The 21,891-nt window shown below is 72.9% G+C and carries 21 protein-coding genes; 15 read left to right on the plus strand and 6 right to left on the minus strand.

Annotated elements, in window-relative coordinates; all coding sequences use genetic code 11:
• Nucleotides 1-26: 26 nt before the first annotated feature.
• The 13 genes from J3P38_RS10460 to J3P38_RS10520 all read left to right on the plus strand — a co-directional run bounded on the left by J3P38_RS10460 (nt 27) and on the right by J3P38_RS10520 (nt 14,168).
• Nucleotides 27-1,142, plus strand: coding sequence for a sulfotransferase family protein (locus J3P38_RS10460; protein WP_307807842.1), 1,116 nt, complete (start codon nt 27-29; stop codon nt 1,140-1,142).
• Entirely contained in the window at nt 1,139-2,089 is a 951-nt protein-coding gene (locus tag J3P38_RS10465) for a glycosyltransferase family 2 protein (protein ID WP_210503498.1), read from the plus strand. Before J3P38_RS10460 ends, J3P38_RS10465 begins: the two co-directional genes overlap by 4 nt.
• A 360-nt stretch (nt 2,090-2,449) precedes the next feature.
• On the plus strand, nt 2,450-3,391 hold the full coding sequence (locus J3P38_RS10470; protein WP_210503500.1) for a MetQ/NlpA family ABC transporter substrate-binding protein: 942 nt from the start codon (nt 2,450-2,452) through the stop codon (nt 3,389-3,391).
• Nucleotides 3,392-3,420: 29 nt separating this feature from the next.
• Nucleotides 3,421-4,449, plus strand: a complete 1,029-nt coding sequence (locus tag J3P38_RS10475) for a methionine ABC transporter ATP-binding protein (protein ID WP_210503502.1) — start codon at nt 3,421-3,423, stop codon at nt 4,447-4,449.
• Nucleotides 4,446-5,111, plus strand: a complete 666-nt coding sequence (locus J3P38_RS10480) for a methionine ABC transporter permease (protein ID WP_210439690.1) — start codon at nt 4,446-4,448, stop codon at nt 5,109-5,111. Before J3P38_RS10475 ends, J3P38_RS10480 begins: the two co-directional genes overlap by 4 nt.
• Nucleotides 5,112-5,234: 123 nt before the next feature.
• On the plus strand, nt 5,235-6,146 hold the full coding sequence (locus tag J3P38_RS10485) for a Rossmann-like and DUF2520 domain-containing protein (protein WP_210503504.1): 912 nt from the start codon (nt 5,235-5,237) through the stop codon (nt 6,144-6,146).
• Nucleotides 6,143-7,108 carry a pantoate--beta-alanine ligase gene (panC, locus tag J3P38_RS10490; RefSeq protein WP_210503506.1) on the plus strand — a complete coding sequence of 322 codons (966 nt, stop codon included), beginning with the start codon at nt 6,143-6,145 and terminating at the stop codon, nt 7,106-7,108. Before J3P38_RS10485 ends, panC begins: the two co-directional genes overlap by 4 nt.
• Nucleotides 7,093-7,509 (plus strand): aspartate 1-decarboxylase, encoded by a 417-nt coding sequence (panD, locus tag J3P38_RS10495; RefSeq protein WP_210439693.1) that lies wholly within the window; start codon nt 7,093-7,095, stop codon nt 7,507-7,509. Before panC ends, panD begins: the two co-directional genes overlap by 16 nt.
• Before the next feature lie 35 nt (nt 7,510-7,544).
• Entirely contained in the window at nt 7,545-9,236 is a 1,692-nt protein-coding gene (locus tag J3P38_RS10500; protein ID WP_210439694.1) for an L-aspartate oxidase, read from the plus strand.
• Nucleotides 9,233-10,138, plus strand: a complete 906-nt coding sequence (gene nadC / locus J3P38_RS10505) for a carboxylating nicotinate-nucleotide diphosphorylase (protein WP_210503507.1) — start codon at nt 9,233-9,235, stop codon at nt 10,136-10,138. The genes J3P38_RS10500 and nadC overlap by 4 nt, the downstream gene beginning before the upstream one ends.
• Nucleotides 10,135-10,905, plus strand: coding sequence for a type III pantothenate kinase (locus J3P38_RS10510; protein ID WP_210503508.1), 771 nt, complete (start codon nt 10,135-10,137; stop codon nt 10,903-10,905). The genes nadC and J3P38_RS10510 overlap by 4 nt, the downstream gene beginning before the upstream one ends.
• 169 nt (nt 10,906-11,074) lie before the next feature.
• Nucleotides 11,075-11,431 (plus strand): histone-like nucleoid-structuring protein Lsr2, encoded by a 357-nt coding sequence (locus J3P38_RS10515; RefSeq protein ID WP_210503509.1) that lies wholly within the window; start codon nt 11,075-11,077, stop codon nt 11,429-11,431.
• A gap of 172 nt (nt 11,432-11,603) precedes the next feature.
• Nucleotides 11,604-14,168: an ATP-dependent Clp protease ATP-binding subunit gene (locus J3P38_RS10520; protein WP_210439698.1), complete on the plus strand. Its 2,565-nt coding sequence runs from the start codon at nt 11,604-11,606 to the stop codon at nt 14,166-14,168.
• A gap of 44 nt (nt 14,169-14,212) precedes the next feature.
• On the opposite strand, the gene J3P38_RS10525 is transcribed toward J3P38_RS10520, so the two are convergent.
• On the minus strand, nt 14,213-15,094 hold the full coding sequence (locus J3P38_RS10525) for an A/G-specific adenine glycosylase (protein WP_210503510.1): 882 nt from the start codon (nt 15,092-15,094) through the stop codon (nt 14,213-14,215).
• A gap of 68 nt (nt 15,095-15,162) precedes the next feature.
• Here J3P38_RS10525 and J3P38_RS10530 point away from each other — a divergent pair, with 68 nt between their 5' ends.
• Nucleotides 15,163-16,005 (plus strand): hypothetical protein, encoded by an 843-nt coding sequence (locus J3P38_RS10530; protein ID WP_210503511.1) that lies wholly within the window; start codon nt 15,163-15,165, stop codon nt 16,003-16,005.
• A gap of 354 nt (nt 16,006-16,359) precedes the next feature.
• Here J3P38_RS10530 and disA read toward each other — a convergent pair whose 3' ends face one another.
• Nucleotides 16,360-17,484 (minus strand): DNA integrity scanning diadenylate cyclase DisA, encoded by a 1,125-nt coding sequence (gene disA, locus J3P38_RS10535; protein ID WP_210439701.1) that lies wholly within the window; start codon nt 17,482-17,484, stop codon nt 16,360-16,362.
• A 121-nt stretch (nt 17,485-17,605) separates the two neighbouring features.
• Complete coding sequence (gene radA, locus J3P38_RS10540; RefSeq protein WP_210503512.1) at nt 17,606-19,000, minus strand: DNA repair protein RadA; 1,395 nt, start codon at nt 18,998-19,000, stop codon at nt 17,606-17,608.
• A 219-nt stretch (nt 19,001-19,219) separates the two neighbouring features.
• On the opposite strand from radA, the gene J3P38_RS10545 reads away from it, so the two are divergent.
• Nucleotides 19,220-20,287 carry a LacI family DNA-binding transcriptional regulator gene (locus J3P38_RS10545; RefSeq protein WP_210439703.1) on the plus strand — a complete coding sequence of 356 codons (1,068 nt, stop codon included), beginning with the start codon at nt 19,220-19,222 and terminating at the stop codon, nt 20,285-20,287.
• Here the strand turns inward: J3P38_RS10545 and J3P38_RS10550 are convergent.
• The 3 genes from J3P38_RS10550 to J3P38_RS10560 all read right to left on the minus strand — a co-directional run bounded on the left by J3P38_RS10550 (nt 20,284) and on the right by J3P38_RS10560 (nt 21,832).
• Nucleotides 20,284-20,433, minus strand: coding sequence for a hypothetical protein (locus J3P38_RS10550; RefSeq protein WP_210503514.1), 150 nt, complete (start codon nt 20,431-20,433; stop codon nt 20,284-20,286). The genes J3P38_RS10545 and J3P38_RS10550 overlap by 4 nt on opposite strands.
• A 74-nt stretch (nt 20,434-20,507) precedes the next feature.
• On the minus strand, nt 20,508-21,191 hold the full coding sequence (locus J3P38_RS10555; RefSeq protein ID WP_307807844.1) for a class I SAM-dependent methyltransferase: 684 nt from the start codon (nt 21,189-21,191) through the stop codon (nt 20,508-20,510).
• A 2-nt stretch (nt 21,192-21,193) separates the two neighbouring features.
• Nucleotides 21,194-21,832, minus strand: a complete 639-nt coding sequence (locus J3P38_RS10560) for a VOC family protein (RefSeq protein WP_210439705.1) — start codon at nt 21,830-21,832, stop codon at nt 21,194-21,196.
• Nucleotides 21,833-21,891: the final 59 nt, after the last annotated feature.

The raw sequence follows: 21,891 nt of genomic DNA on the forward strand, positions 1-21,891 counted from the left end.
CTTTAGCCACCGGTAGGCTCACGGCCGTGACCGAGCAGCCACGAGCGATCGACGAGATGAATCCCGAGGGCGTGCCGCGGAAGGTCCTCTTCGTCGCGGGGGCCGGCCGCAGCGGCACCAGCACGCTCGCCGGCATCGTGTCCCGGCTCGGGATGCACGTGCCGCTGCCGGAGGTGCCGCCGGACGACTCCAACCCGCGCGGGTTCAGCGAGCCCCAGTGGGTCGTCGACGTGCACGACGAGTGGCTGAAGGAGGCGCTCGTCCAGGTCAGCGACAGCCGTCCGGGCGCGTGGTTCGACACCGGCCGGATCTGCAGCCGCGAGCCGGCGCGCATCCGGGTCAGCGAGTGGCTCGAGCCGCACTTCGCCGAGCACCCCGAGCTCGTCGTCAAGGACCCGCGGCTGAGCTGGTTCCTGGGCCTCTGGCGGGTGGCTGCGATCCGCACCGGCGCGACACCCGTCTTCGCCACCATGCTGCGCCCGCCGGCCGAGGTCGTCGGCTCGAAGCAGAAGTACTACGCCAACAAGCTCGGCTCGGCCCACCTCGCCGCCAGCTGGGTCAACATGCTGCTGCACACCGAGCGCGCCACCCGGAGCGTCGAGGGCGTGGGTGACGCCGGCGCCGGCCGGGGCCGGGTCTTCGTGCGCTACGAGGACCTGCTCACCGACTGGGTGCGCACGACGACCGCGTTGGGCCACGCGCTCGACCTGCAGACCATCATCCACACCCGCAGCGACCAGATCCGCGAGGTGCACCGCTTCATCGACCCCAACCTCAGGCGCGTCACCTCGACCCTCGCCGACCTCGCGCTCCCCAAGCGGCTGCACGACCTCACCGCCGCGACGTGGGAGCAGCTGAACAAGCTCGCCGACGAGGGCGGGGACACCCCCGGCGCGCACGCCACCTTCGACCAGCTGCGCGAGGCCTACGTCGAGCTCTACGAGGAGGCGGAGGCGATCAGCCGCTCGACCGCCGAGCACGCCCGCCACCAGGCCCGGCGCCGCGCGCTGGCCGAGGCCGCCGCGCAGGAGCCGTCGAGGTCGCTCGCCGACCGCGTGCCCCACGACGTGCGCGCGGCGATCCCGCCATCGGTGCGCCGCGGCGTCCGCAAGGCGCTGGGCCGCACGCGGGACGAGCAGTGACCGTCCCGATCGGGTCGGGCCACGGCGTCAGCAACATCGAGGGCCACACCGACTTCGACATCGTCTGGCCGTGGCACCAGCCCGGTGGGCTGCGCCGCGGCGCCACCGCGGTGCTCCGCGTGAAGAACGAGGCGCCCGGCCTGCGCTTCGTGCTGCCGCCGCTGCTGCGCGCCTGCGACCACGTCCTGCTCGTCGACAACGGCTCCGACGACGGCACCGGCGAGGAGGCGCTGCGCGTGGCGGCCGAGCACGGGCTCGCCGACCGGTTCACGCTGCGGGAGTACCCGTTCCGGGTGGCCCGCGCCGGCGCGGAGCACCTCGCGGTCAACGAGCGCTCGGTGCACTCCCTGGCCTACTTCTACAACTGGTGCTTCTCCCACGTCCGCACCCGCTACTCGTGGAAGTGGGACGGCGACATGGTGCTCACCACCGAGGGGGAGGTCTCCATGTCCGACCTGTCGTGGCAGGTCGGCACGGCTGAGGCGGTCATCCGGTTCCCGCGCCACGGGCTCTACGTCGAGTCCGAGCGCCGGGCGTTCCTCGACCTCGGGCTGCGCAACATCGAGGAGTGGGGCTTCCCGATGAGCCCCGACTACGTCTACACCAAGGCGCCCGAGTGGGAGATCCGCACGACCCCCGAGCGGATCGAGATGTTCGCCCTGCCGCAGGGGCTGTGCGTGGAGCTCAAGTGGCTCGACGGCGACGAGTTCGCCCACTGGACGAACCCCGAGTCGTTCGCCACGTCGATCCGCAACCGCCGCAAGCGCCGCGAATGGCTGGTGTGGAACGCCCTGCACGCCGGGGAGGTGCCCGAGGGAGTCGTCGAGATCGAGTCGCCCGAGGGGGTCCACGTCGTCGACCACGTCACCCACGCGTGGCTCCCGCGCGCGCCGCGGCCCTTCGTCGTCGACGACCCCGATCACGCCAAGCTGCACCTGCGGGCCTGACCGCTCCGCGCCTCCGGGTAGTCCACCGGGAAACGGCTGGCGATGCCCGCGATCCGGAGCCATTGCCCGGTGGACTACCCGAGCAGGCGACGGAGGAGCGGCCCCGGCGACCCCCCGAGCGCGGCAGCCAGCCGGGCGAGGTGACGTCGGCGAGCTCGCGTCGGCCCGCGTGCCCGTGACCGGGTTCACAGGTGATCGGGGCATACCGGCCCGGGGCGCGGCGGTTGCCGGACTGTGGCCCTCGGTGGCTCCAGCCCTGCGCGCAGCGATCAGTAGCGCTCGTAGGGCGGACCGCCTGCCACGCCAGGTGACGGCGTCCCGCGCCGCGCCCTTCCCGTGCGTACGACGAAAGGCTCCGCCATGTCCGAGACCAACCCGCAGATCGCGCCGCCCACCTCGCGGCGTACGCCCCTCCTGATCGCCATCGCCGTGCTGGTCGTCCTCGCCGTCGTCGGCGGCGTCGTCTGGTCGCGCAGCGGCGACGACGCCGGTGCCGCCGCAGGCGAGAGGAGCACCAAGGTCGTCCTCGGCACGGTCGGGGCCAGCGACCCCTACTGGCAGGTGCTCGTCGACGCCGCCGCGGAGGAGGGCATCGACCTCGAGGTGAAGGACTTCGCCGACTACACCCAGCCCAACCCCGCTCTCAGCGAGGGCGAGCTCGACATCAACCAGTTCCAGCACATCGTCTACCTCGCGGAGTACAACGTCGCCAACGACGACGACCTGGTGCCGCTCGGCTCCACCGCGATCTACCCGCTCGGCCTCTACTCGAGCAAGGTCGACTCGGTCGAGGACATCCAGGACGGCGACACCGTCGTCGTGCCCGACGACGACAGCAACCAGGCCCGCGCCCTGCTGATCCTCCAGTCCGCCGGCCTCATCACGCTCGAGGACGGCGGCAGCATCTACTCGACCCTCGCCGACATCGACGAGGACGCCTCGCGCGTCCAGGTCAAGGCCATCAAGGCCGACCTCACGCCCACGTCGCTGCCCGACGTGGCCGCCGCGGTCATCAACAACGACTTCGTCGAGAAGGCCGGCCTGTCCTTCGCCGACGCGCTCGCCACCGACGACGTCGAGGACCCCAACGCGCTGCCCTACGTGAACATCTTCGCCGTCCGCCCCGAGGACCGGGACGACCCGGCCCTGCTCGAGCTCGTGGAGATCTACCAGGAGACCCAGGCCGTCCTCGACGGCGTGCAGGACGTCTCCGGCGGCACCGCCGAGCTCGTCAAGATCCCGCAGGACGAGCTGCAGGCCTCGCTCGACGAGGTCGAGGCCGACACCGCGGCCCGGCAGTAACGCCGACCGCTCAGGAGGAGGAGCCCGCGATGCCACTCGTCGAGATGACCGACGTGCACAAGACGTTCCCGGCCGCCCGCGGCGGCGCGGCCGTCGAGGCGATCCGTGGCGTCGACCTGGCCGTCGAGGCCGGGGAGATCGTCGGCATCGTGGGCTACTCCGGCGCCGGGAAGTCCACGCTGGTGCGGCTCATCAACGCGCTCGAGACGACGACCTCGGGCAGCGTGCGGATCGACGGCCGGGAGATCACCACCCTCGGGGAGCGCGCGCTGCGTGAGGTGCGGCTGGGGATCGGCATGGTGTTCCAGCAGTTCAACCTGTTCGGCTCGCGCACGGTCTGGGGCAACATCGCCTACCCGCTCGAGGTCGCCGGCGTGCCCAGGGCCGAGCAGAACAGGCGGATCTCCGACCTGCTGCACTTCGTCGGCCTGGCCGACAAGGCCCACAGCCACGTGGAGGAGCTCTCCGGCGGTCAGAAGCAGCGCGTCGGCATCGCCCGGGCGCTCGCCACCAACCCGAAGCTGCTGCTCGCCGACGAGGCGACCAGCGCGCTGGACCCGGAGACCACCCAGGAGGTGCTCGCGCTGCTGCGGCGCGTCAACCGCGAGCTGGGCATCACCATCGTGGTCATCACCCACGAGATGGACGTCGTGCGCAGCCTCGCGCACCGCGTCGTGGTGATGGAGGCCGGCCGCATCGTCGAGGAGGGGCCTGTGGTCCGGGTGCTCTCCGACCCGCAGCAGCAGGTCACCCGCCGGTTCGTGGCGACCATCGTCGACGACGAGCCCGGCGCGGAGGCGCTCGCGGCGCTGCACGAGCGGCACGCCGGGCGCTTCGTCAAGCTCGCGTTCCGCGGCGACGAGGTGCGCCAGAGCGACGTCTTCGCGGTCCTCCTCGACCACGGGGTGCGCTTCGAGCTCGTCTTCGGCGGGATCGAGGAGGTCCAGGGGGAGACCTTCGGCAACCTGACCCTCGCCCTCGACGGCGACCCGGCGGCCGTGGACGCCGCCGTAGACGCCGTACGAGTGCTCGTCCCCCTGAAGGAGCTGGCGCGATGACCGACACCAACATCGGCCAGCTCTGGCCGCTCTTCTGGTCGGCGGCCTGGGAGACGCTCTACATGGTCGCGATCACGCTGACCCTGGGCGGGCTGCTGGGGCTGCTGCTCGGGCTGGCGCTCTACGTGACCCGGCGCGGCGGTCTCTACGCCAGTCGACCGGTGAACGTGGTGCTCAACGTGCTCGTCAACTTCTTCCGGCCGATCCCGTTCGTCATCTTCATCGCCGCGGCGCAACCCCTCGCCCGCGTGGTCGTGGGCACCGGGATCGGCAACCCGGCCATCATCTTCGCGCTGACCATCGCGGCGATGTTCGGCATCAGCCGCATCGTGGAGCAGAACCTCGTCACGGTGGACCCCGGTGTCATCGAGGCGGCCCGCTCCGTCGGCGCCAGCCGGGCGCGGATCGTGCGCACCGTGGTGATCCCCGAGGCGCTCGGCCCGCTCGTGCTGGGCTACACCTTCGTGTTCGTCGCGATCGTCGACATGACCGCGGTCGCAGGGGTCGTCGGCGGCGGCGGCCTAGGGAACTTCGCCCTGCAGTACGGCTTCCGCCAGTTCGACACGGTCGTCACGTGGACGGCGGTGATCGTGATCGTGGTGCTCGTGCAGGTCGGGCAGCTGGCCGGCAGCTCCGCGGCGCGGCGCATCCTGCGCCGCTGACCCGGCGTCACGCGTGGCGTGCGTCACGGTCACGCTCGGTTCCGCCGCGGAATCCGCGGGCGTAGGCTCGACGGTGATCGCAGTAGATCGGTACCCGCGAGGGACTGAAACGAAGAGGTCGACATGACGAAGCCTGTGCGCGTGTTCCGCGTCGGCGTGATCGGTGCCGGGCGCGTGGGCGCCGTGCTGGCCGCGGCGCTCCGCTCCGCCGGTCACGAGGTCGTGGCCGCCGCCGGCGAGTCCGACGCCTCGCGAGCCCGCATCGACGTGCTGCTCCCCGGAGTCCGGGCGGGCAAGCCGACCGAGGTGGCGCGGCGCAGCGACCTCCTGCTGCTCACCGTCCCCGACGACATGCTCTCCAACGTCGTCACGATGCTGAGCGCGAGCGGTGCGATCAGCGAGGGCCAGGTCGTCGTCCACACCAGTGGCCGCCACGGGCTGGCGGTGCTCGAGCCCGCCCGCGCCGTCGGTGCCCGCACCGTCGCGATGCACCCCGCCATGACCTTCACCGGGACCGAGGTCGACCTGCCGCGCCTGTCCGGCTGCGTCTTCGGCGTCACCGCCGACGAGGCCGACCGCGACCTCGCCGAGTCCCTGGTCGCCGACCTCGCCGGCCGCGCGATGTGGGTGCCCGAGGACCGCCGCACGCTCTACCACGCCGGACTCGCCCACGGCGCGAACCACCTCGTCACCCTGGTCGCCGAGGCGATGGAGATCCTCTCCGCCGCCGGCGCCGAGGACCCGGCCGCCACGCTGCGCCCGCTGCTTTCCGCCGCCCTGGACAACGCCCTCGAGGACGGCGACGCCGCCCTCACGGGGCCGATCGTCCGCGGCGATGTCGAGACCGTCCGCGCCCACGTCGCGGGCCTGCTCGCCGACGCCCCGCAGACGCTGCCGTCGTACCTCGCGATGGCGCACGCCACCCTCGACCGGGCCGTCACCGACGGCCGGCTGCTGCCGATCCGCGCGTCGAAGATGCTGCGCGTCCTCGCGGCCGCGGAGACCTCCGTCGAGCAGGGCACCGGCCCTCGATGACCGCAGCTCCCGTCCTCGCGTCGACCCGCGAGGAGCTCGCCGGCCTGCTCGCCGCCGCCCGCAGGTCGGGCGACGCCGTCGCGTTCGTGCCCACGATGGGCGCCCTCCACGAGGGCCACGCCAGCCTCATGCGGGTGGCCCGGCAGGCCACCGACGGGCCGGTCGTCGTCAGCATCTTCGTCAACCCCATGCAGTTCGCGCCGACGGAGGACCTCGACCGCTACCCCCGCACGCTCGACGCCGACCTCGAGGTCTGCGCCGCCGAGGGGGTCGACGTGGTCTTCGCGCCGAGCGTCGAGGAGATGTACCCCGGCGGCTTCAGCCACGACTCCGTCCGCGACGGTGTCACCGTGGCCCCCGGAGCGCTCGCCACGATCCTCGACGGCGCCTCGCGTCCCGGCCACTTCGACGGCGTCCTGACGGTGGTGGCCAAGCTCTTCGGCCTGGTCCGCCCCGACGTGGCGGTGTTCGGGCAGAAGGACTACCAGCAGCTGGTCCTCGTCCGCCGCATGGTCCGCGACCTGTGCCTGGGCATCGAGGTCGTCGGCGCGGAGACCGTGCGCGAGCCGGACGGGCTGGCCCTCTCCAGCCGCAACCGCTACCTCGACGCCCACGAGCGCCAGGTGGCCACGGCCCTCGGTCGCGCGCTCCGGGCAGCGCGCGAACGCGCGCGCTACGGGGTGCCGGCGGCGCGCTGGGCCGCGATGTCGGTCCTCAAGTCGGAGCCGGGCCTGGAGCTGGACTACCTCGCGCTCACCTCGCCCGACCTCGGCGAGCCCCCGGAGACCGGCGAGGGCCGCATCCTCGTCGCCGCGCGGGTGGGCACCACGCGGCTGATCGACAACGTGCCGGTCGTGTTCGACCGCATCACGCCTCAGGCCGGCCCTGGGGCGACCCCGGCGGGGACCGCGCACGCGGCCTCGACCACCAGTGAGAGGAGCAGCTGGTGCTGCGCACCATGATGAAGTCCAAGATCCACCGGGCCACCGTGACCCAGGCCGATCTCCACTACGTCGGCTCGGTGACCGTCGACGAGGACCTGCTCGACGCCGCCGACCTGCTGCCGGGCGAGCTGGTCCACATCGTCGACGTCACCAACGGCGCCCGCCTCGAGACGTACACGATCGCCGGGGAGCGGGGCTCGGGCGTCATCGGCATCAACGGTGCCGCCGCCCGCCTGGTGCACCCCGGGGACACCGTGATCCTCATCGGCTACGGCCAGATGGAGACGGCCGAGGCCAAGCAGCTCCAGCCGCGCGTGGTGTTCGTCGACGCCGACAACAAGGTCCTGGCCACCGGCCACGACCCGGCGGAGACCTTCGGCGACACCTCGCTGAGCCGCGGCGACCTCGTCGCCCGGTAGGGATCCGCCGGTCGGCGACTCGATAGCCTGCCCGGATGACATCGCACCGGCCGGTCCCGGGCCGGCTCCGCGCCCCCGCGCCCGGGTGGACCACCCGTGCCGACGTCGTGGTGGTCGGGTCGGGCATCGCGGGGCTCACCGCTGCGCTGCGCATCCACGCGGCGGATCCGTCGCTGCGCCTGCTCGTCGTCACCAAGGACGTCCTCGGCGCAGGCTCCACCCAGTGGGCGCAGGGCGGCATCGCGGCCGCCCTGGGGCCGGAGGACACCCCGGAGCAGCACGAGCGCGACACGCTCGTCGCAGGCGCGGGAGCCTGTGACGTCGAGGCCGTGCGCGTGCTGGTGACCGAGGGACCCGGGGCCGTCCACGAGCTGATCGCGCTCGGCACGCAGTTCGACCACCACCCCGGCGGTGAGCTGTCGCTGACGCGGGAGGGCGGCCACCTCCGCGACCGGATCGCCCACGCCGGGGGCGACGCCACCGGTGCGGAGATCCAGCGCGCGCTCATCGCAGCGGTCGAGCGCGCACCGGAGATCGGGGTCGTCCAGCACGCGCTGGCCGTCGACCTCCTCCGCGGCGACGACGGCGGCGTCGCCGGCCTGACCCTCCACGTCCTCGGTGAGGGCCGGCGCGACGGCGTCGGCGCGGTGCACTGCCGAGCCGTCGTGCTGGCCTCCGGGGGCCTCGGCCAGGTCTTCAGCCAGTCCACCAACCCGAGCGTCTCCACGGGCGACGGGATGGCGCTCGCCCTCCGCGCCGGCGCCCGGCTGCGCGACCTCGAGTTCGTCCAGTTCCACCCCACCGTGATGTGGCTCGGCCCCGACTCCTCGGGCCAGCAGCCGCTGATCTCCGAGGCGGTGCGCGGCGAGGGTGCCCACCTCGTCGACGACGCCGGCGACCGCTTCATGCTCGGCACGCACGAGCTCGCCGACCTCGCGCCGCGCGACGTGGTCGCCAAGGCCATCACCCGCCGCATGGGCGAGACCGGCCGGCCGCACGTGTGGCTCGACGGCCGCCACCTCGGCCGCGCCGTGTGGGAGCGTCGCTTCCCGACGATCCTCGGCGTCTGCGGCCGGCACGGGGTCGACCCGGTGAGCGAGCTCGTCCCGGTCGCCCCCGCCCAGCACTACGTGTCCGGCGGCGTCGCCACCGACCTGTGGGGCCGAACCACCGTCCCGGGGCTGTACGCCACCGGCGAGGTGGCCTGCTCCGGGGTCCACGGCGCCAACCGCCTGGCCTCCAACTCGCTGCTCGAGGGCCTGGTGTTCTCGCGGCGGATCGCCGAGGTGCTGCCCGCTGAGCTGCGCCCGTGGTCCGAGCCGGTCGCGGACGAGCGCCACGCCGGCCTCGTCGCGGCCGAGCGCAGGCGGGCGCTGCAGGAGGTGATGACCAGCCGGGTCGGCGTGCTGCGGCACGCCGACGGCCTCGACGAGGCGCTGGCGTTCCTCGGCTCGCTCGAGCACGGCGATGCGGAGGTCGGCCCGCCCGCCTGGGAGACGACCAACCTGCTCACCGTCAGCACCGCCCTCGCCGAGGCCGCGGCCCTGCGCACCGAGACCCGCGGGTCGCACTGGCGCGAGGACCACCCCGACCGCGACGACACGGGGGCCGGTCACGTCGACTCGTGGCTGGAGCCCGACGGCACCGTCGCGGCCGAGTGGACGTACGCGCCCGCGACCGATCCCTCGACCCCCTCGACCCCCTCGAACGTGGAGGTGCCGGCATGACGCGCATCGAGGACGTCCCCGCCGACGTCAGGGCCGACCTCGCCGCGGCCGGCCTCGACGAGGACCACGTCTGGGACGTGGTGGGGCGCGCGCTCATGGAGGACCTGCCGCAGCGGCCGCACCACGACCCCACCAGCGAGTCGACGATCCCGGCGGACGCCCGGGCCGAGGCGGTCGTCGCCGCCCGCGAGCCCGGGGTCGTAGCCGGGCTGGCCGTCGCTGCGGTCGCGTTCGCCATGGTCGGCGCCGACGCCACGATCAGCAGCCGCGCGCCCGACGGCACGCGGGTCGAGGAGGGCGACGTCGTCCTGCGCATCTCCGGTCGGACCCAGCGGCTGCTCGTCGCCGAGCGCACCGCGCTCAACCTCGCGTGCCACCTCTCCGGCATCGCCACCGCGACCGCGCAGTGGGTCGACGCGCTCGCCGGCTCGCCCACCCGCGTGCTCGACACCCGCAAGACGCTGCCCGGGCTGCGCACCCTGCAGAAGTACGCCGTCCGCTGCGGCGGCGGGGTCAACCACCGCTCGAGCCTGCAGGACATGGCGATGGTCAAGGACAACCACGTCATCGCCGCCGGCGGGGTGCTGCCCGCGCTCGAGGCGATCCGCGGCCGTCACCCGGGACTGCCGGTCGAGGTGGAGGTGACCACCCTCGACCAGCTCGACGAGCTGCTCGCACTGCCGGAGCCGCCGGAGCGCGTCCTGCTCGACAACATGGCCGACGACATGATGTCCGAGGCCGTCCACCGCACGGCGGGCCGGGTGCCGCTGGAGGCCAGCGGGGGGATCACCCTGGAGCGTGCCGGACGCATCGGCGCGACCGGCGTCGACTTCGTCTCGGTCGGCGCGCTCACCCACTCGGTGGAGGTCCTCGACCTCGGCATGGACCTGGTCGAGCGATGAGCCTGCTCGCCGCGGACATCCGCAACACGCACACCTTCCTCGGCGTGCTCGACGGCGAGGACGTGCTCGCCGACTGGCGAGTGGCGACCGACGAGCGCCGGACCGCCGACGAGTGGTCGCTCCTCCTCCGCGGACTGCTGGGCGAGCACCTCGACGGCGTCGACGGCATCGCCGTGTGCTCGACGGTGCCGGCCGTCCTGCACGAGTGGCGCGAGATGCTCGACACGCACTTCGGCGACGTCACCGCCGTCGTGGTGGAGCCCGGCGTGCGCACCGGCATCCCGGTGCTGATGGACAACCCGCGCGAGGTCGGCGCCGACCGCATCGTGAACGCCCTCGCGGCGGCGACCCTCCACGGTGGCCCGGCCATCGTGGTCGACTTCGGCACCGCGACGACGTTCGACGTCGTCAACGGCAGGGGTCAGTACGTCGGCGGCGCGATCGCCCCCGGCGTCGAGATCTCGCTGGAGGCGCTGGGGCGGCGCGGCGCCCAGCTGCGCAAGGTCGAGCTCGCGCGCCCGCGGTCGGTGATCGCCAAGAACACCGTCGAGGCGCTGCAGAGCGGGATGGTGTTCGGGGTCGCGGCCCAGGTCGAGGGTTTGGTGGCACGGATGATCGCCGAGCTCGGAGCGGCGGAAGGCGACGTCACCGTCATCTCCACGGGGCACCTTGCGCCGCTCCTCGTCGAGGACTGCGGGTGCTTCACCCTGCATTCCCCGTGGTTGACGCTCCAGGGCCTGCGCCTGGTTTTCGAACGCAATTCCTGAGCGATACGGCGCACCCTTTTGCCCGCTGCAAACCCGTGCTGCCACAATGCGAAATGCATTTGCCTCGCCGCGCCATATTCCGCGCGTCGTTCCAGCATTCTCACCACGTCATTCTCACCACGTCATTCCTCGTTTCCGAATGAGGTGACCGAAGGAAAAGGAATTCGCCATGGCACAGAAGGTGAACATCGTCCTCGTCGACGACCTCGACGGCAGCGAGGCGACGGAGACCGTCACGTTCGGGCTCGACGGGACGACGTACGAGATCGACCTGAACGACGCCAACGCCGCCGCCCTCCGCGAGGTGCTGAGCGGGTACGTCGGGCACGCCCGCAAGGTCGCCGGGGGCGGTCGTCGCGGGCGCCGGTCGAGCGGCGGGTCGTCCTCGTCCTCCGGCGGCTCCAACGGCTCGGGCAGCTCGCACACCCGGGAGGTCCGCGAGTGGGCGAAGTCCCAGGGCATGGAGGTCTCCGAGCGCGGCCGCATCTCCGCCGAGGTGCAGCAGGCCTACGACGCCGCCCACTGACGCTGGAGACGTCCGTCCCCGCCCCCGGCCGGAGGCGGGGACGTTCGCTGTCAGCGGACGCCCTCGGCTGTGGGCGGGGAACACGTAGGCTGGAGTCGGGCGTTGAGCCCAGTGTCCGCACCCCGGCCGCCTGCGCCGGATCCGCGGACCACGCAGACGTAGAGGAGCGCACATGTTCGAGCGGTTCACCGACCGAGCCCGGCGAGTTGTCGTGCTGGCCCAGGAAGAGGCCCGCATGCTCTCCCACAACTACATCGGGACCGAGCACATCCTGCTCGGCCTCATCCACGAGGGCGAGGGCGTCGCGGCCAAGGCCCTCGAGTCCCTCGACATCTCCCTGGAGGCCGTGCGTGCCCAGGTCGAGGAGATCATCGGCCAGGGCCAGCAGGCGCCCTCCGGCCACATCCCGTTCACGCCGCGGGCCAAAAAGGTGCTCGAGCTCTCCCTCCGCGAGGCGCTCCAGCTCGGCCACTCCTACATCGGCACCGAGCACATCCTGCTCGGCCTGATCCGGGAGGGCGAGGGCGTCGCGGCCCAGGTCCTGCAGAAGCTCGGCGCGGACCTCAACCGGGTCCGCCAGCAGGTCATCCAGCTGCTCAGCGGGTTCCAGGGCAAGGAGTCGGCCACGGCCGGCGCCCAGACCGCCGGCTCCGGTGGCGAGGCGCCGTCCAGCTCGCTGGTCCTCGACCAGTTCGGCCAGAACCTCACCCAGGCCGCCCGCGAGGGCAAGCTCGACCCCGTCATCGGGCGCGAGCAGGAGATCGAGCGCGTCATGCAGATCCTGTCGCGCCGCACGAAGAACAACCCCGTCCTCATCGGCGAGCCCGGCGTCGGCAAGACCACGATCGTCGCCGGCCTGGCGCAGGACATCGTCAAGGGCAACGTGCCCGAGACGCTCAAGGACAAGCAGATCTACACCCTCGACCTGGGCGCGCTGGTCGCCGGCTCGCGCTACCGCGGTGACTTCGAGGAGCGCCTGAAGAAGGTGCTCAAGGAGATCCGCACCCGCGGCGACATCGTGCTGTTCATCGACGAGATCCACACCCTCGTCGGTGCTGGTGCGGCCGAGGGCGCGATCGACGCGGCCAGCATCCTCAAGCCGATGCTGGCCCGCGGTGAGCTGCAGACCATCGGCGCCACCACGCTCGACGAGTACCGCAAGTACCTCGAGAAGGACGCCGCGCTCGAGCGCCGCTTCCAGCCGATCCAGGTGCAGGAGCCCTCGATCGCGCACACCATCGAGATGCTCAAGGGCCTGCGCGACCGCTACGAGGCGCATCACCGCGTCACGATCACCGACGAGGCCCTGGTCTCGGCGGCGACGCTGGCCGACCGCTACATCTCCGACCGGTTCCTGCCGGACAAGGCCATCGACCTCATCGACGAGGCCGGTTCGCGACTGCGCATCCGCCGGATGACCGCTCCGCCGGACCTGCGCGAGTTCGACGAGAAGATCGCCGACGTGCGCCAGCGCAAGGAGGCGGCGATCGACGGGCAAGACTTCGAGGCCGCGGCCCGCCTGCGCGACGAGGAGAAGCAGCTCTCCGCCCGCCGTGCCGAGCGCGAGAAGCAGTGGCGCGCCGGTGACCTCGACGAGATCGCCGAGGTCGACGAGGAGCTGATCGCCGAGGTCCTGGCCGTGGCCACGGGCATCCCGATCGTCAAGCTCTCCGAGGAGGAGTCCACGCGACTGCTCAAGATGGAGGACGAGCTCCACAAGCGCGTGATCGGCCAGGAGGAGGCCGTCAAGGCCCTCAGCCGCGCGATCCGTCGTACGCGTGCGGGCCTCAAGGACCCCAAGCGCCCCGGTGGCTCGTTCATCTTCGCCGGCCCCTCGGGCGTCGGGAAGACGTGGCTGTCCAAGACGCTCGCAGAGTTCCTCTTCGGCGACGAGGACGCGCTCATCCAGCTCGACATGAGCGAGTTCTCCGAGAAGCACACCGTGTCGCGCCTGTTCGGCTCGCCCCCGGGCTACGTCGGCTACGAGGAGGGCGGCCAGCTCACCGAGAAGGTGCGCCGCAAGCCGTTCTCGGTCGTGCTGTTCGACGAGGTCGAGAAGGCCCACCCCGACATCTTCAACAGCCTGTTGCAGATCCTCGAGGAGGGTCGCCTGACGGACTCGCAGGGTCGCGTCGTCGACTTCAAGAACACCGTCATCATCATGACGACCAACCTCGGTACGCGCGACATCTCCAAGAGCGTCAACCTCGGCTTCAACCAGATGGGCGACGCCGCGGGCTCCTACGAGCGGATGAAGAGCAAGGTGTCGGAGGAGCTCAAGCAGCACTTCCGTCCCGAGTTCCTCAACCGCGTCGACGAGATCGTGGTCTTCCCGCCGCTGTCGCGCGAGCAGATCATCGCGATGGTCGACAACATGGTCGACGCCGTGGAGCTGCGGCTCAAGGACCGCGACATGTCGATCGAGCTCACCCAGCCCGCCAAGGACCTGCTCGCCGAGCGGGGCTTCGACCCGGTGCTCGGTGCGCGGCCGCTGCGTCGCACGGTGCAGCGCGAGATCGAGGACGTGCTCGCCGAGAAGATGCTCTTCGGCGAGGTCGGCCCCGGGCAGATCGTGCTCGTGGACGTCGAGGGCGAGGGCGTCGAGGCGAAGTTCACCTTCCGCGGCCAGAAGAACTCGGCCGTGCCCGACATGCCGCCGCTCGAGACGGTCGTCGAGGGTCCGGTCGGCGACGGCCCGGACGACTCGACGGGTCCGGCGGACGTGCCGAAGGCCTGACCGGCGGCCCGACCGTCGCAGACTGACGGCCCAGCCTCACCAGATCACCCCGGGAGCGCCCAGCGCCCCGGGGTGATCTGCGTCAGGAGCCGGTCGGCGACGAGGCCGGCCAGGCAGCGCTCGCGCTGCTCCGCGTCGGGCCAGGCCGCCTCCACCTGCGCTGCGTCGACGGAGTCGGCGTCCCGGGCCAGCGCGAGGATCCGGCCGCGGCACTGGCGGTCGGTGCCGGCCCACGCCTGGCCCCGGCGGGGCGGGCCGGCGTACGCGGGGAAGCCGGCGCCGCGCCACGCGCACAGGTCTGCGACCGGGCAGGCGTCGCACGCCGGCCGGCGTGCCGTGCACACCAGTGCGCCCAGCTCCATGGTCGCGACCGCCCACGTCGCGGCGGTCGCGGGGTCGTCGGGCAGCAGCGCGGTGGCGACCTCGCGCTCGGCCCGGGTGACCGCCGGTGCGGGCGCCTCCACCCCGGACACGGCCCTGGCCAGCACGCGGCGGACGTTGGTGTCGAGGACGACGTGCCGCTGCCCGAAGGCGAAGCTGGCGATCGCCGAGGCGGTGTAGTCCCCGACGCCGGGCAGCGCGCGCAGGTCGTCGTACGACGCCGGGACCTCGCCGCCGTGCCGGTCGACGATCGCCGTCGCGGCGGCGTGCAGGCGCAGCGCCCGGCGCGGGTAGCCCAGGCGTCCCCACATGCGCACGGCCTCGCCGGTCGCGTCGGCGGCGAGGTCGGCAGGGGTGGGCCAGCGCTCCAGCCACGCGGCGTGGACGGGCAGGACCCGGACCACCGGAGTCTGCTGCAGCATGAACTCACTGACCATCACCGACCACGGGGTGGCCGCCCGCTCCCGCCACGGCAGCTCGCGTGCGTGCTCGTCGTACCAGGCGAGCACGGGATCGTGCAGCGCGCTGGTGGGAGGGGCGTCCATCGCCCGCGATCGTAGGCGAGCCGGTGCGCCTCCGCCGAGACGGGCCGGTCGGTGCCTAGCCTGACCACATGCCGACGACCGTACGACCTCGTGGGCCGCTGCCGGCCCGGGTCTACTGGACCCGACGGCTCGTCGTGCTGGGCGTCCCGCTCCTCCTCGTCGTCGTGCTGGCCCGGGTGCTCGGCGGCTCCGGCGACGGCACAGACGACACGGCCGGTCGTGCCACCCAGGCCGGCGCCACGCTCGAGCAGTCGCTCACCGCGCCGACCGCTGGCCCGACGGCGCAGGTGGAGCCCGGCACGAAGGGGAAGCGCAAGGGCCGGCGCGCGGAGCCGACCGCACCGCCCGAGCCGGTGCTCGCCGAGCCCACCGGGCCGTGCACCCCGTCCGACATCGTCGCCACCCCGGCCATCACCTCGGTCGCCGGCGGCGCGGACATCCCCATCACGCTCAACCTGCGCACCGTCGTCACCGAGGCCTGCACGTGGCAGGCGTCGGCGGAGACGCTGACCGTGACCATCACCTCCGGCAGCGACCACATCTGGAGCAGCCGCGAGTGCCCCGCCTCGATCCCTCCGCAGGACGTCGTGGTCCGCCAGGCCGTCGACGCCCCGGTCGTCGTGACTTGGTCGGCGCGTCGCTCCGACGAGGGCTGCACGAAGTGGGCCGAATGGGCTCGGGTCGGGTTCTACCACGTCGAGGCGGCTGCGCTCGGTGGCGAGCCGACGGACGTGCAGTTCGAGCTGGTCCCGCGGCAGCCGGAGGTCATCACGAAGACCGTCGACCCGCAGCAGCAGGGCACCGGCGGCGGGAATGGCGACGGGAACGGCGGGCGCGGCGGGCGCGGCGACGGGAGCGGCGACACCGCCCATACGCCCGGCGAGGACGGCCAGGGCAACTCCGCCGGCTGAGCCCCCGAGCGGTGAGTGAGGCAGGTTCCCTCCGGTGAGGGCGGGCCTCGGTTCCGGCGGCGCCGGCGGGCGTCATGCGAAGGCGTACGTATGGGTGCGGGTTCGTATGACGCAGGCGCGGGCCGAGGCGGCGCCGGCGGGCGTGATGCGGAGGCGTACGTATGGGTGCGGGTTCGTATGACGCAAGCGCCGGCCCGAGGCGGGCGTGATGCGGAGGCGTACGTATGGGTGCGGGTTCGTATGACGCAGGGGCGGGGCCGGGGCGAGCGTCATGCGGAGGCGTACGTATGGGTGCGGGTTCGTATGACGCAGGAGCGACGGCGCGCGGCCGCGGCCGCCCGGCAGGGGCGGGCGTCAGATGTAGCGCTCGGTGATGCTCGACTCCGCGAGGCGGGACAGGCCCTCACGGACGCTGCGGGCGCGCAGCTCGCCGACGCCCTCGACGGCCTGCAGGTCGTCGATGCCGGCCGACAGCAGCTGCTGGAGACCGCCGAAGTGGTCGACGAGCCGGTCGACGACGGCCGCCGGGAGGCGCGGCACCTTGGCGAGGAGCCGGTAGCCGCGGGGCGCGACGGCGGCGTCGAGGTGCTCGGCACCCCCGAGACCGATGGTGCGGGCCACCGCAGCGGGGTCCACCAGCTCGGTCGGGGAGAGGCCCTCGAGCTCGGCGAGGTGCGACTCGGGGCTGGCCTGGCGGCGCCGACCGCCAGGGAGGTAGTCGCGGACCACGAGCTCGCGCTCGGCGTCGACCCCGGTGACGAGCTCCTCGAGCTGGAGCGACAGCAGCCGGCCGTCGGTGCCGAGCTCGAGGACGTAGTCCTCGATCTCCCGGGCGATGCGGATGACCATCTCGAGGCGCTGTGCCACGACGGCGACGTCGCGCACCGTGACGAGGTCCTCGATCTCCAGCGCCGACAGGGTCGCGGACACCTCGTCGAGGCGGAGCTTGTAGCGCTCCAGCGTGGCGAGGGCCTGGTTGGCGCGGGTGAGGATCTTGCCGGAGTCCTCGAGGACGTGGCGGATGTCGCCGACGTAGGCGGCGATGATCTGCATCGACTGCGACACCGAGATGACGGGGTGGCCGGTCTGCTTGGCCACCCGCTCCGCCGTGCGGTGCCGGGTGCCGGTCTCCTCCGACGGGATCGTGTGGTCGGGCATGAGGTGGACCGCGGCCCGGTGGATGCGGGTGAGGTCCTTGTCGACGACGATCGCGCCGTCCATCTTCGCCAGCTCGCGCAGGCCGGTGGCGGTGAAGGGGACGTCGAGGGTGAAGCCGCCGGTCGAGATCGAGTCGACGGTCTTGTCCTGGCCGAGCACGATGAGGGCGCCGGTGCGGCCGCGGAGGATCCGCTCCAGGCCGTCGCGCAGCGGCGTACCGGGTGCGATGGACGCCAGGGTCGCGCGCAGCCTCAGCTGCTCGTCGATGCGCTCGGCCACCGGTCCTCCACCTGCCGTCTCCTCGGCGCCCCGGTGCGCCATCGGGTGAAGTGTAGGGGTGGCGACCCCGGTGGGACGGATCCTTCCCAGCGGTCGGCCCCGCCGGGGCGGCAGGTGGGAGGCCGGCGGAGCCGCCGGGGGAGTGGCACGTCGGGGCGGCGGGTCAGAGCGGCGGGGTCAGCTCGAGGGTCAGCAGCGCCCCCACCACGTCGTCCACCTCGATGACGCGGAGGCCGTCGACCGTGCGGCGCGAGGGGATGCCGCGCTCGCTCGGCAGGGCGCGGCCGCGGGGGACCACCGCCACCTTGAAGCCGAGGCGCGAGGCCTCGGCGATGCGCTGGGGCAGGTCGCGGACGCGGCGGAGCTCGCCGGCCAGGCCGATCTCGCCGATGGCCACGGCGCCGCGCGGGGCGGCGATGCCGAGGTGGGAGCTCGCGACCGCCACCGCGATGGCCAGGTCGGCGGCCGGGTCGTGCAGCTTGGCACCGCCGACGGTCGCCACGAACGTGTCGCTGCCCGCGATGCGCAGCCGGGCGTGGCGCTGCAGGACCGCGAGCACCATGTCGACCCGCGAGGACTCCACGCCCGAGACGGTGCGTCGCGGGCGCTCGAGCGGCGATGGGGTGAGCAGTGCCTGCACCTCCGCGAGCAGCGGCCGGCGCCCCTCCATGGTCACGGCCACGCAGGTGCCGGAGACGTCCTGGGTGTGGTGCTCGACGAAGAGGCCGGTCGGGTCGGTGACGGCCTGGATGCCCTCCGAGGAGAGGTCGAAGCAGCCGACCTCGTCGACGGGGCCGTAGCGGTTCTTCATGGCCCGGACCATGCGGAAGCGCGAGTTGCGGTCGCCCTCGAAGTGGAGGACCACGTCGACGAGGTGCTCGAGCACGCGCGGGCCGGCGATGGAGCCGTCCTTGGTCACGTGGCCCACGATCATCGTGGTGATGTTGCGGGTCTTCGCCACGCGGATGAGCGCGGCGGCGACCTCCTTGACCTGGGTCACGCCGCCCGGGACGCCGTCGATCCCCGAGGCGCCGATCGTCTGGATCGAGTCGACGACCAGCAGGGTCGGCCGGACGTCCTCGATGTGCGTCAGCACCGCGCCGAGGTCGGTCTCCGCGGCGAGGAACAGCTCGTCGTGCACGCCGCCGGTGCGGTCGGCCCGCAGCCGCACCTGGGCGGCCGACTCCTCGCCGGTGACGTAGAGGGTGCGCTGGCGGGTGCGCGCGGTCTGCGCGGCCACCTCGAGCAGCAGCGTGCTCTTGCCCACGCCCGGCTCACCGGCCAGCAGGATGGCCGCGCCCGGCACCAGCCCGCCGCCCAGCACGCGGTCGAGCTCGGGCACCCCGCTGGCGCGTGCGACGGACTCGGTGACGGGCACCTGCGCGATCGGGACCGCCGGGGTGGACACCGGGCCGGCCGCCGCCCGCAGCGTGGGCGCACCGGCCTCGGCGACCGAGCCCCAGGCCTGGCACTCGCCGCAGCGGCCCACCCACTTCGCCGTCTCCCACCCGCACTCCGAGCAGCGGTAGGAGGGGCGGGCCTTGGCCTTCGTCGACATGGGCGCAACGCTAGGCGAGGCCACCGACAGCACGGGGACGGCGTACGCCGGCGCGCCGGAGACCCGCGCCGCTCGGACACGCGCCCGCGGAGGCGCTCGGCCACGCGTCCCCGCGCGGCCGCTCGACCTTTCCCGCGCTCCGTGCGGAGCGTCCCGCGTCGCCGGTCGGCGTCAGGCTTATGCTGACGCCGATCGGTCCAGGGCTCGGGAGGGGGAGGGATGGCTCGCAGCGAGCACCGCCCGGGCGGCCACCTGCCGGTGACGCCGCCCACCCTCGCCGACGTGGCGGAGCGTGCCGGAGTCTCCCGCCAGACGGTCTCCAACGCCGTGAACAACCCCGACCTGCTGCGGCCCGACACCCTCGAGCGCGTGCGGCAGACGATCGCCGAGCTCGGCTACTCGCCCAACCGCGCGGCGCGCAACCTCCGCACCCGGACCTCGCAGCTCATCGGTCTGCGCTTCGGTGCCGTCCAGGAGGGCACCGCCAACGCCGCGATGGACCGCTTCGTGCACTCGCTGGTCGAGGCGAGCGAGGAGGCCGGCTACCACGTGCTGCTGTTCCCCGGCGACGACGAGGACCCGGTCGGGGGCTACGACAACCTGCTGCGCTCGACCGCCGTCGACGCGTTCGTCGTCACCGACACCTACCTCGGCAACCCCCAGGCGGCCTGGCTGAGCCAGCAGCGGGCGCCGTTCGTCGCCTTCGGCCGGCCGTGGGACGACGAGGGCGCCCGGCACGTGTGGGTCGACGTCGACGGGGCAGCCGGCATCGCGCTCGCCACCCAGCACCTCATCGACCGCGGCCACACCCGGATCGCGTGGATCGGCTGGCGCAAGGACTCCCCGATCGGCGAGGACCGCCGCTCCGGCTGGGTGCGCACCATGCACGCCAACGGGCTCTCCACCACCGGCCTCGCCTCCCGGGTCGAGGACGTCGTGCACAGCGGCGCCGAGGCAGCCGCCGTCCTCCTCGACGAGTCGCGCCCCACCGCCTTCGTGTGCGCCTCGGACACCCTCGCCATGGGCGTCCTGCACACGTTGTGGATCCGGCAGCTCGCCCCGGGGCGCGACATCGCCGTGGTCGGCTTCGACGACTCCCAGGTGGCGCAGGTCTACCCGGTCGGGCTCACGTCGGTGCGCCAGCCGCTGGAGGACGTGGCCGTCGAGATCGTCCGGACGCTCCGGGCGCTGCTGTCGCACCAGCCCGTCGTGACCCGCGGCGTCCTCCTCGAGCCGACGCTCGCGATCCGTGAGTCCAGCCAGCCCGAGCCGCCGCCGAGGACCTAGCCGGACTTCTTGTTGGACTTGCCGCCCTTCTTGCCCAGCTCGGACTGCGCGGCCGACGACTTGCGCGGGTTGGACTCGCCCTCCTTGCTGGCCTTGGCGTTCGCCTTCTTCGCCGTCTTGCTGCCCTTGCCCTTCTCCTCGGCCACGACTGGCTCCTCTCGACCGGTGTCGGCGCTCACCGACACCCACGAGGTACCCCGGGTCGGGGCCGGCATGTCGCTCAGAAGTGGCGCCACCACAGGTTGACCGCGTAGTCGACCTCGGTGCCGGTGTGCGAGGCCAGCGCCTCGTCGGCTGCCGGCGGAGGCAGCTCGATGCGCACGACCTGCTCGAGTTCCTCCCGGGTGGCGAAGGACCAGCCCATGTCGATGGGGCGGCGCCGCCAGCCGTGCATCGACCAGAACCGCTCGACCGCGACGGGGTCGACCTCGGGGAAGCCGCGGCGGAACCAGCGGCCGAACGTCGACCTCGTCGGGTCGTTGTCGATCACGAACGCCGTGCCGCCGCGTCGCACGACTCGCTCCAGCTCGCGCAGCCCGGGCTCGGAGCCGGGGCCGAAGAAGTAGGCCCACCGGGCGTGGGCCACGTCGACCGACGCGTCGGGGAGGGGCAGCGCCTGGGCGGTGCCCTCGAGCACGGTCACGTGCGCCAGCGACCGCGTACGACGTCGGGCGAGCGCGGCGAGCGGCGGGTGCGGCTCGACCCCGACGACCCGTGCCGCGTCGCGCGCCCAGACCGGCAGGTGGAACCCGCTGCCGCAGCCGACGTCCAGGACGGTGCGCCCGGTCCAGTCGCCGATCTCGCGCATGGCCGTGGCGATGCGGTCGTGCGGGTCGGCCGCACGGTTCTCGAGCTCGTAGAGCTCGGGGGTGTTCCAGATGTTGGGTGAGGGCCGCGCCCTCACCGTCAGATCCGGACCAGGCCGTGCGGGGTCTGGATCTGCACGGCGACGATCCCGGGGGTGCCGTTGGGGGCGACCCACTCGACCTTGACGTCCTCCAGGGGCGCCTCGACCGTCTCCCCGAGCCACTCGCTGACCCGCTGCGGGTCGCCGGCGATCTCCAGGCACGCCAGCGAGTAGTCGCCCGTGGCGCCCGCGCTGGGGTGCATCTCCGACGGGGACTGCCACTGGATGAAGAACGGCAGCTGCGGGTCGGAGATCAGGCCGTTCACGCCGATCTGCTGCCACACCAGCTCGGTGCCGTCGGGGCGGTGCCGGTTGCCCTTGACGGCCTCGCGGCCCAGGCGTGCCTCGATCGGGGCGATGTCGTCGACGGAGACGACCCAGCCCATCCAGCCGCCGCCGAGCGCGGAGCGGGCACGGACGGCTTGGCCGAAGGGAGCCTTGTCGCTGGCCGGGTGGTCGAGCACCTCGACGATCTCGAAGTAGGTGTCGCCCGCCAGCGGCAGGATCATGTTGCGGGTGCCGAATCGTGGGTGGACGCCGCCGTCCATGAAGTGCGTGCCGAGCAGCCCCCCGATGCGCTGGGCGGTGCTGGCGAGTCCATCAGGTCCGGCGGCGAAGCTGACGTGGTCCAGGCGCATGAACAGATTGTGAGCCTGTTCGCCGCGGATGTGGACATCGGGGTGGTGTTCTCTTGATG

It is taken from the genome of Nocardioides xinjiangensis (assembly GCF_017916455.1).
Taxonomy (GTDB): domain Bacteria; phylum Actinomycetota; class Actinomycetes; order Propionibacteriales; family Nocardioidaceae; genus Nocardioides; species Nocardioides xinjiangensis.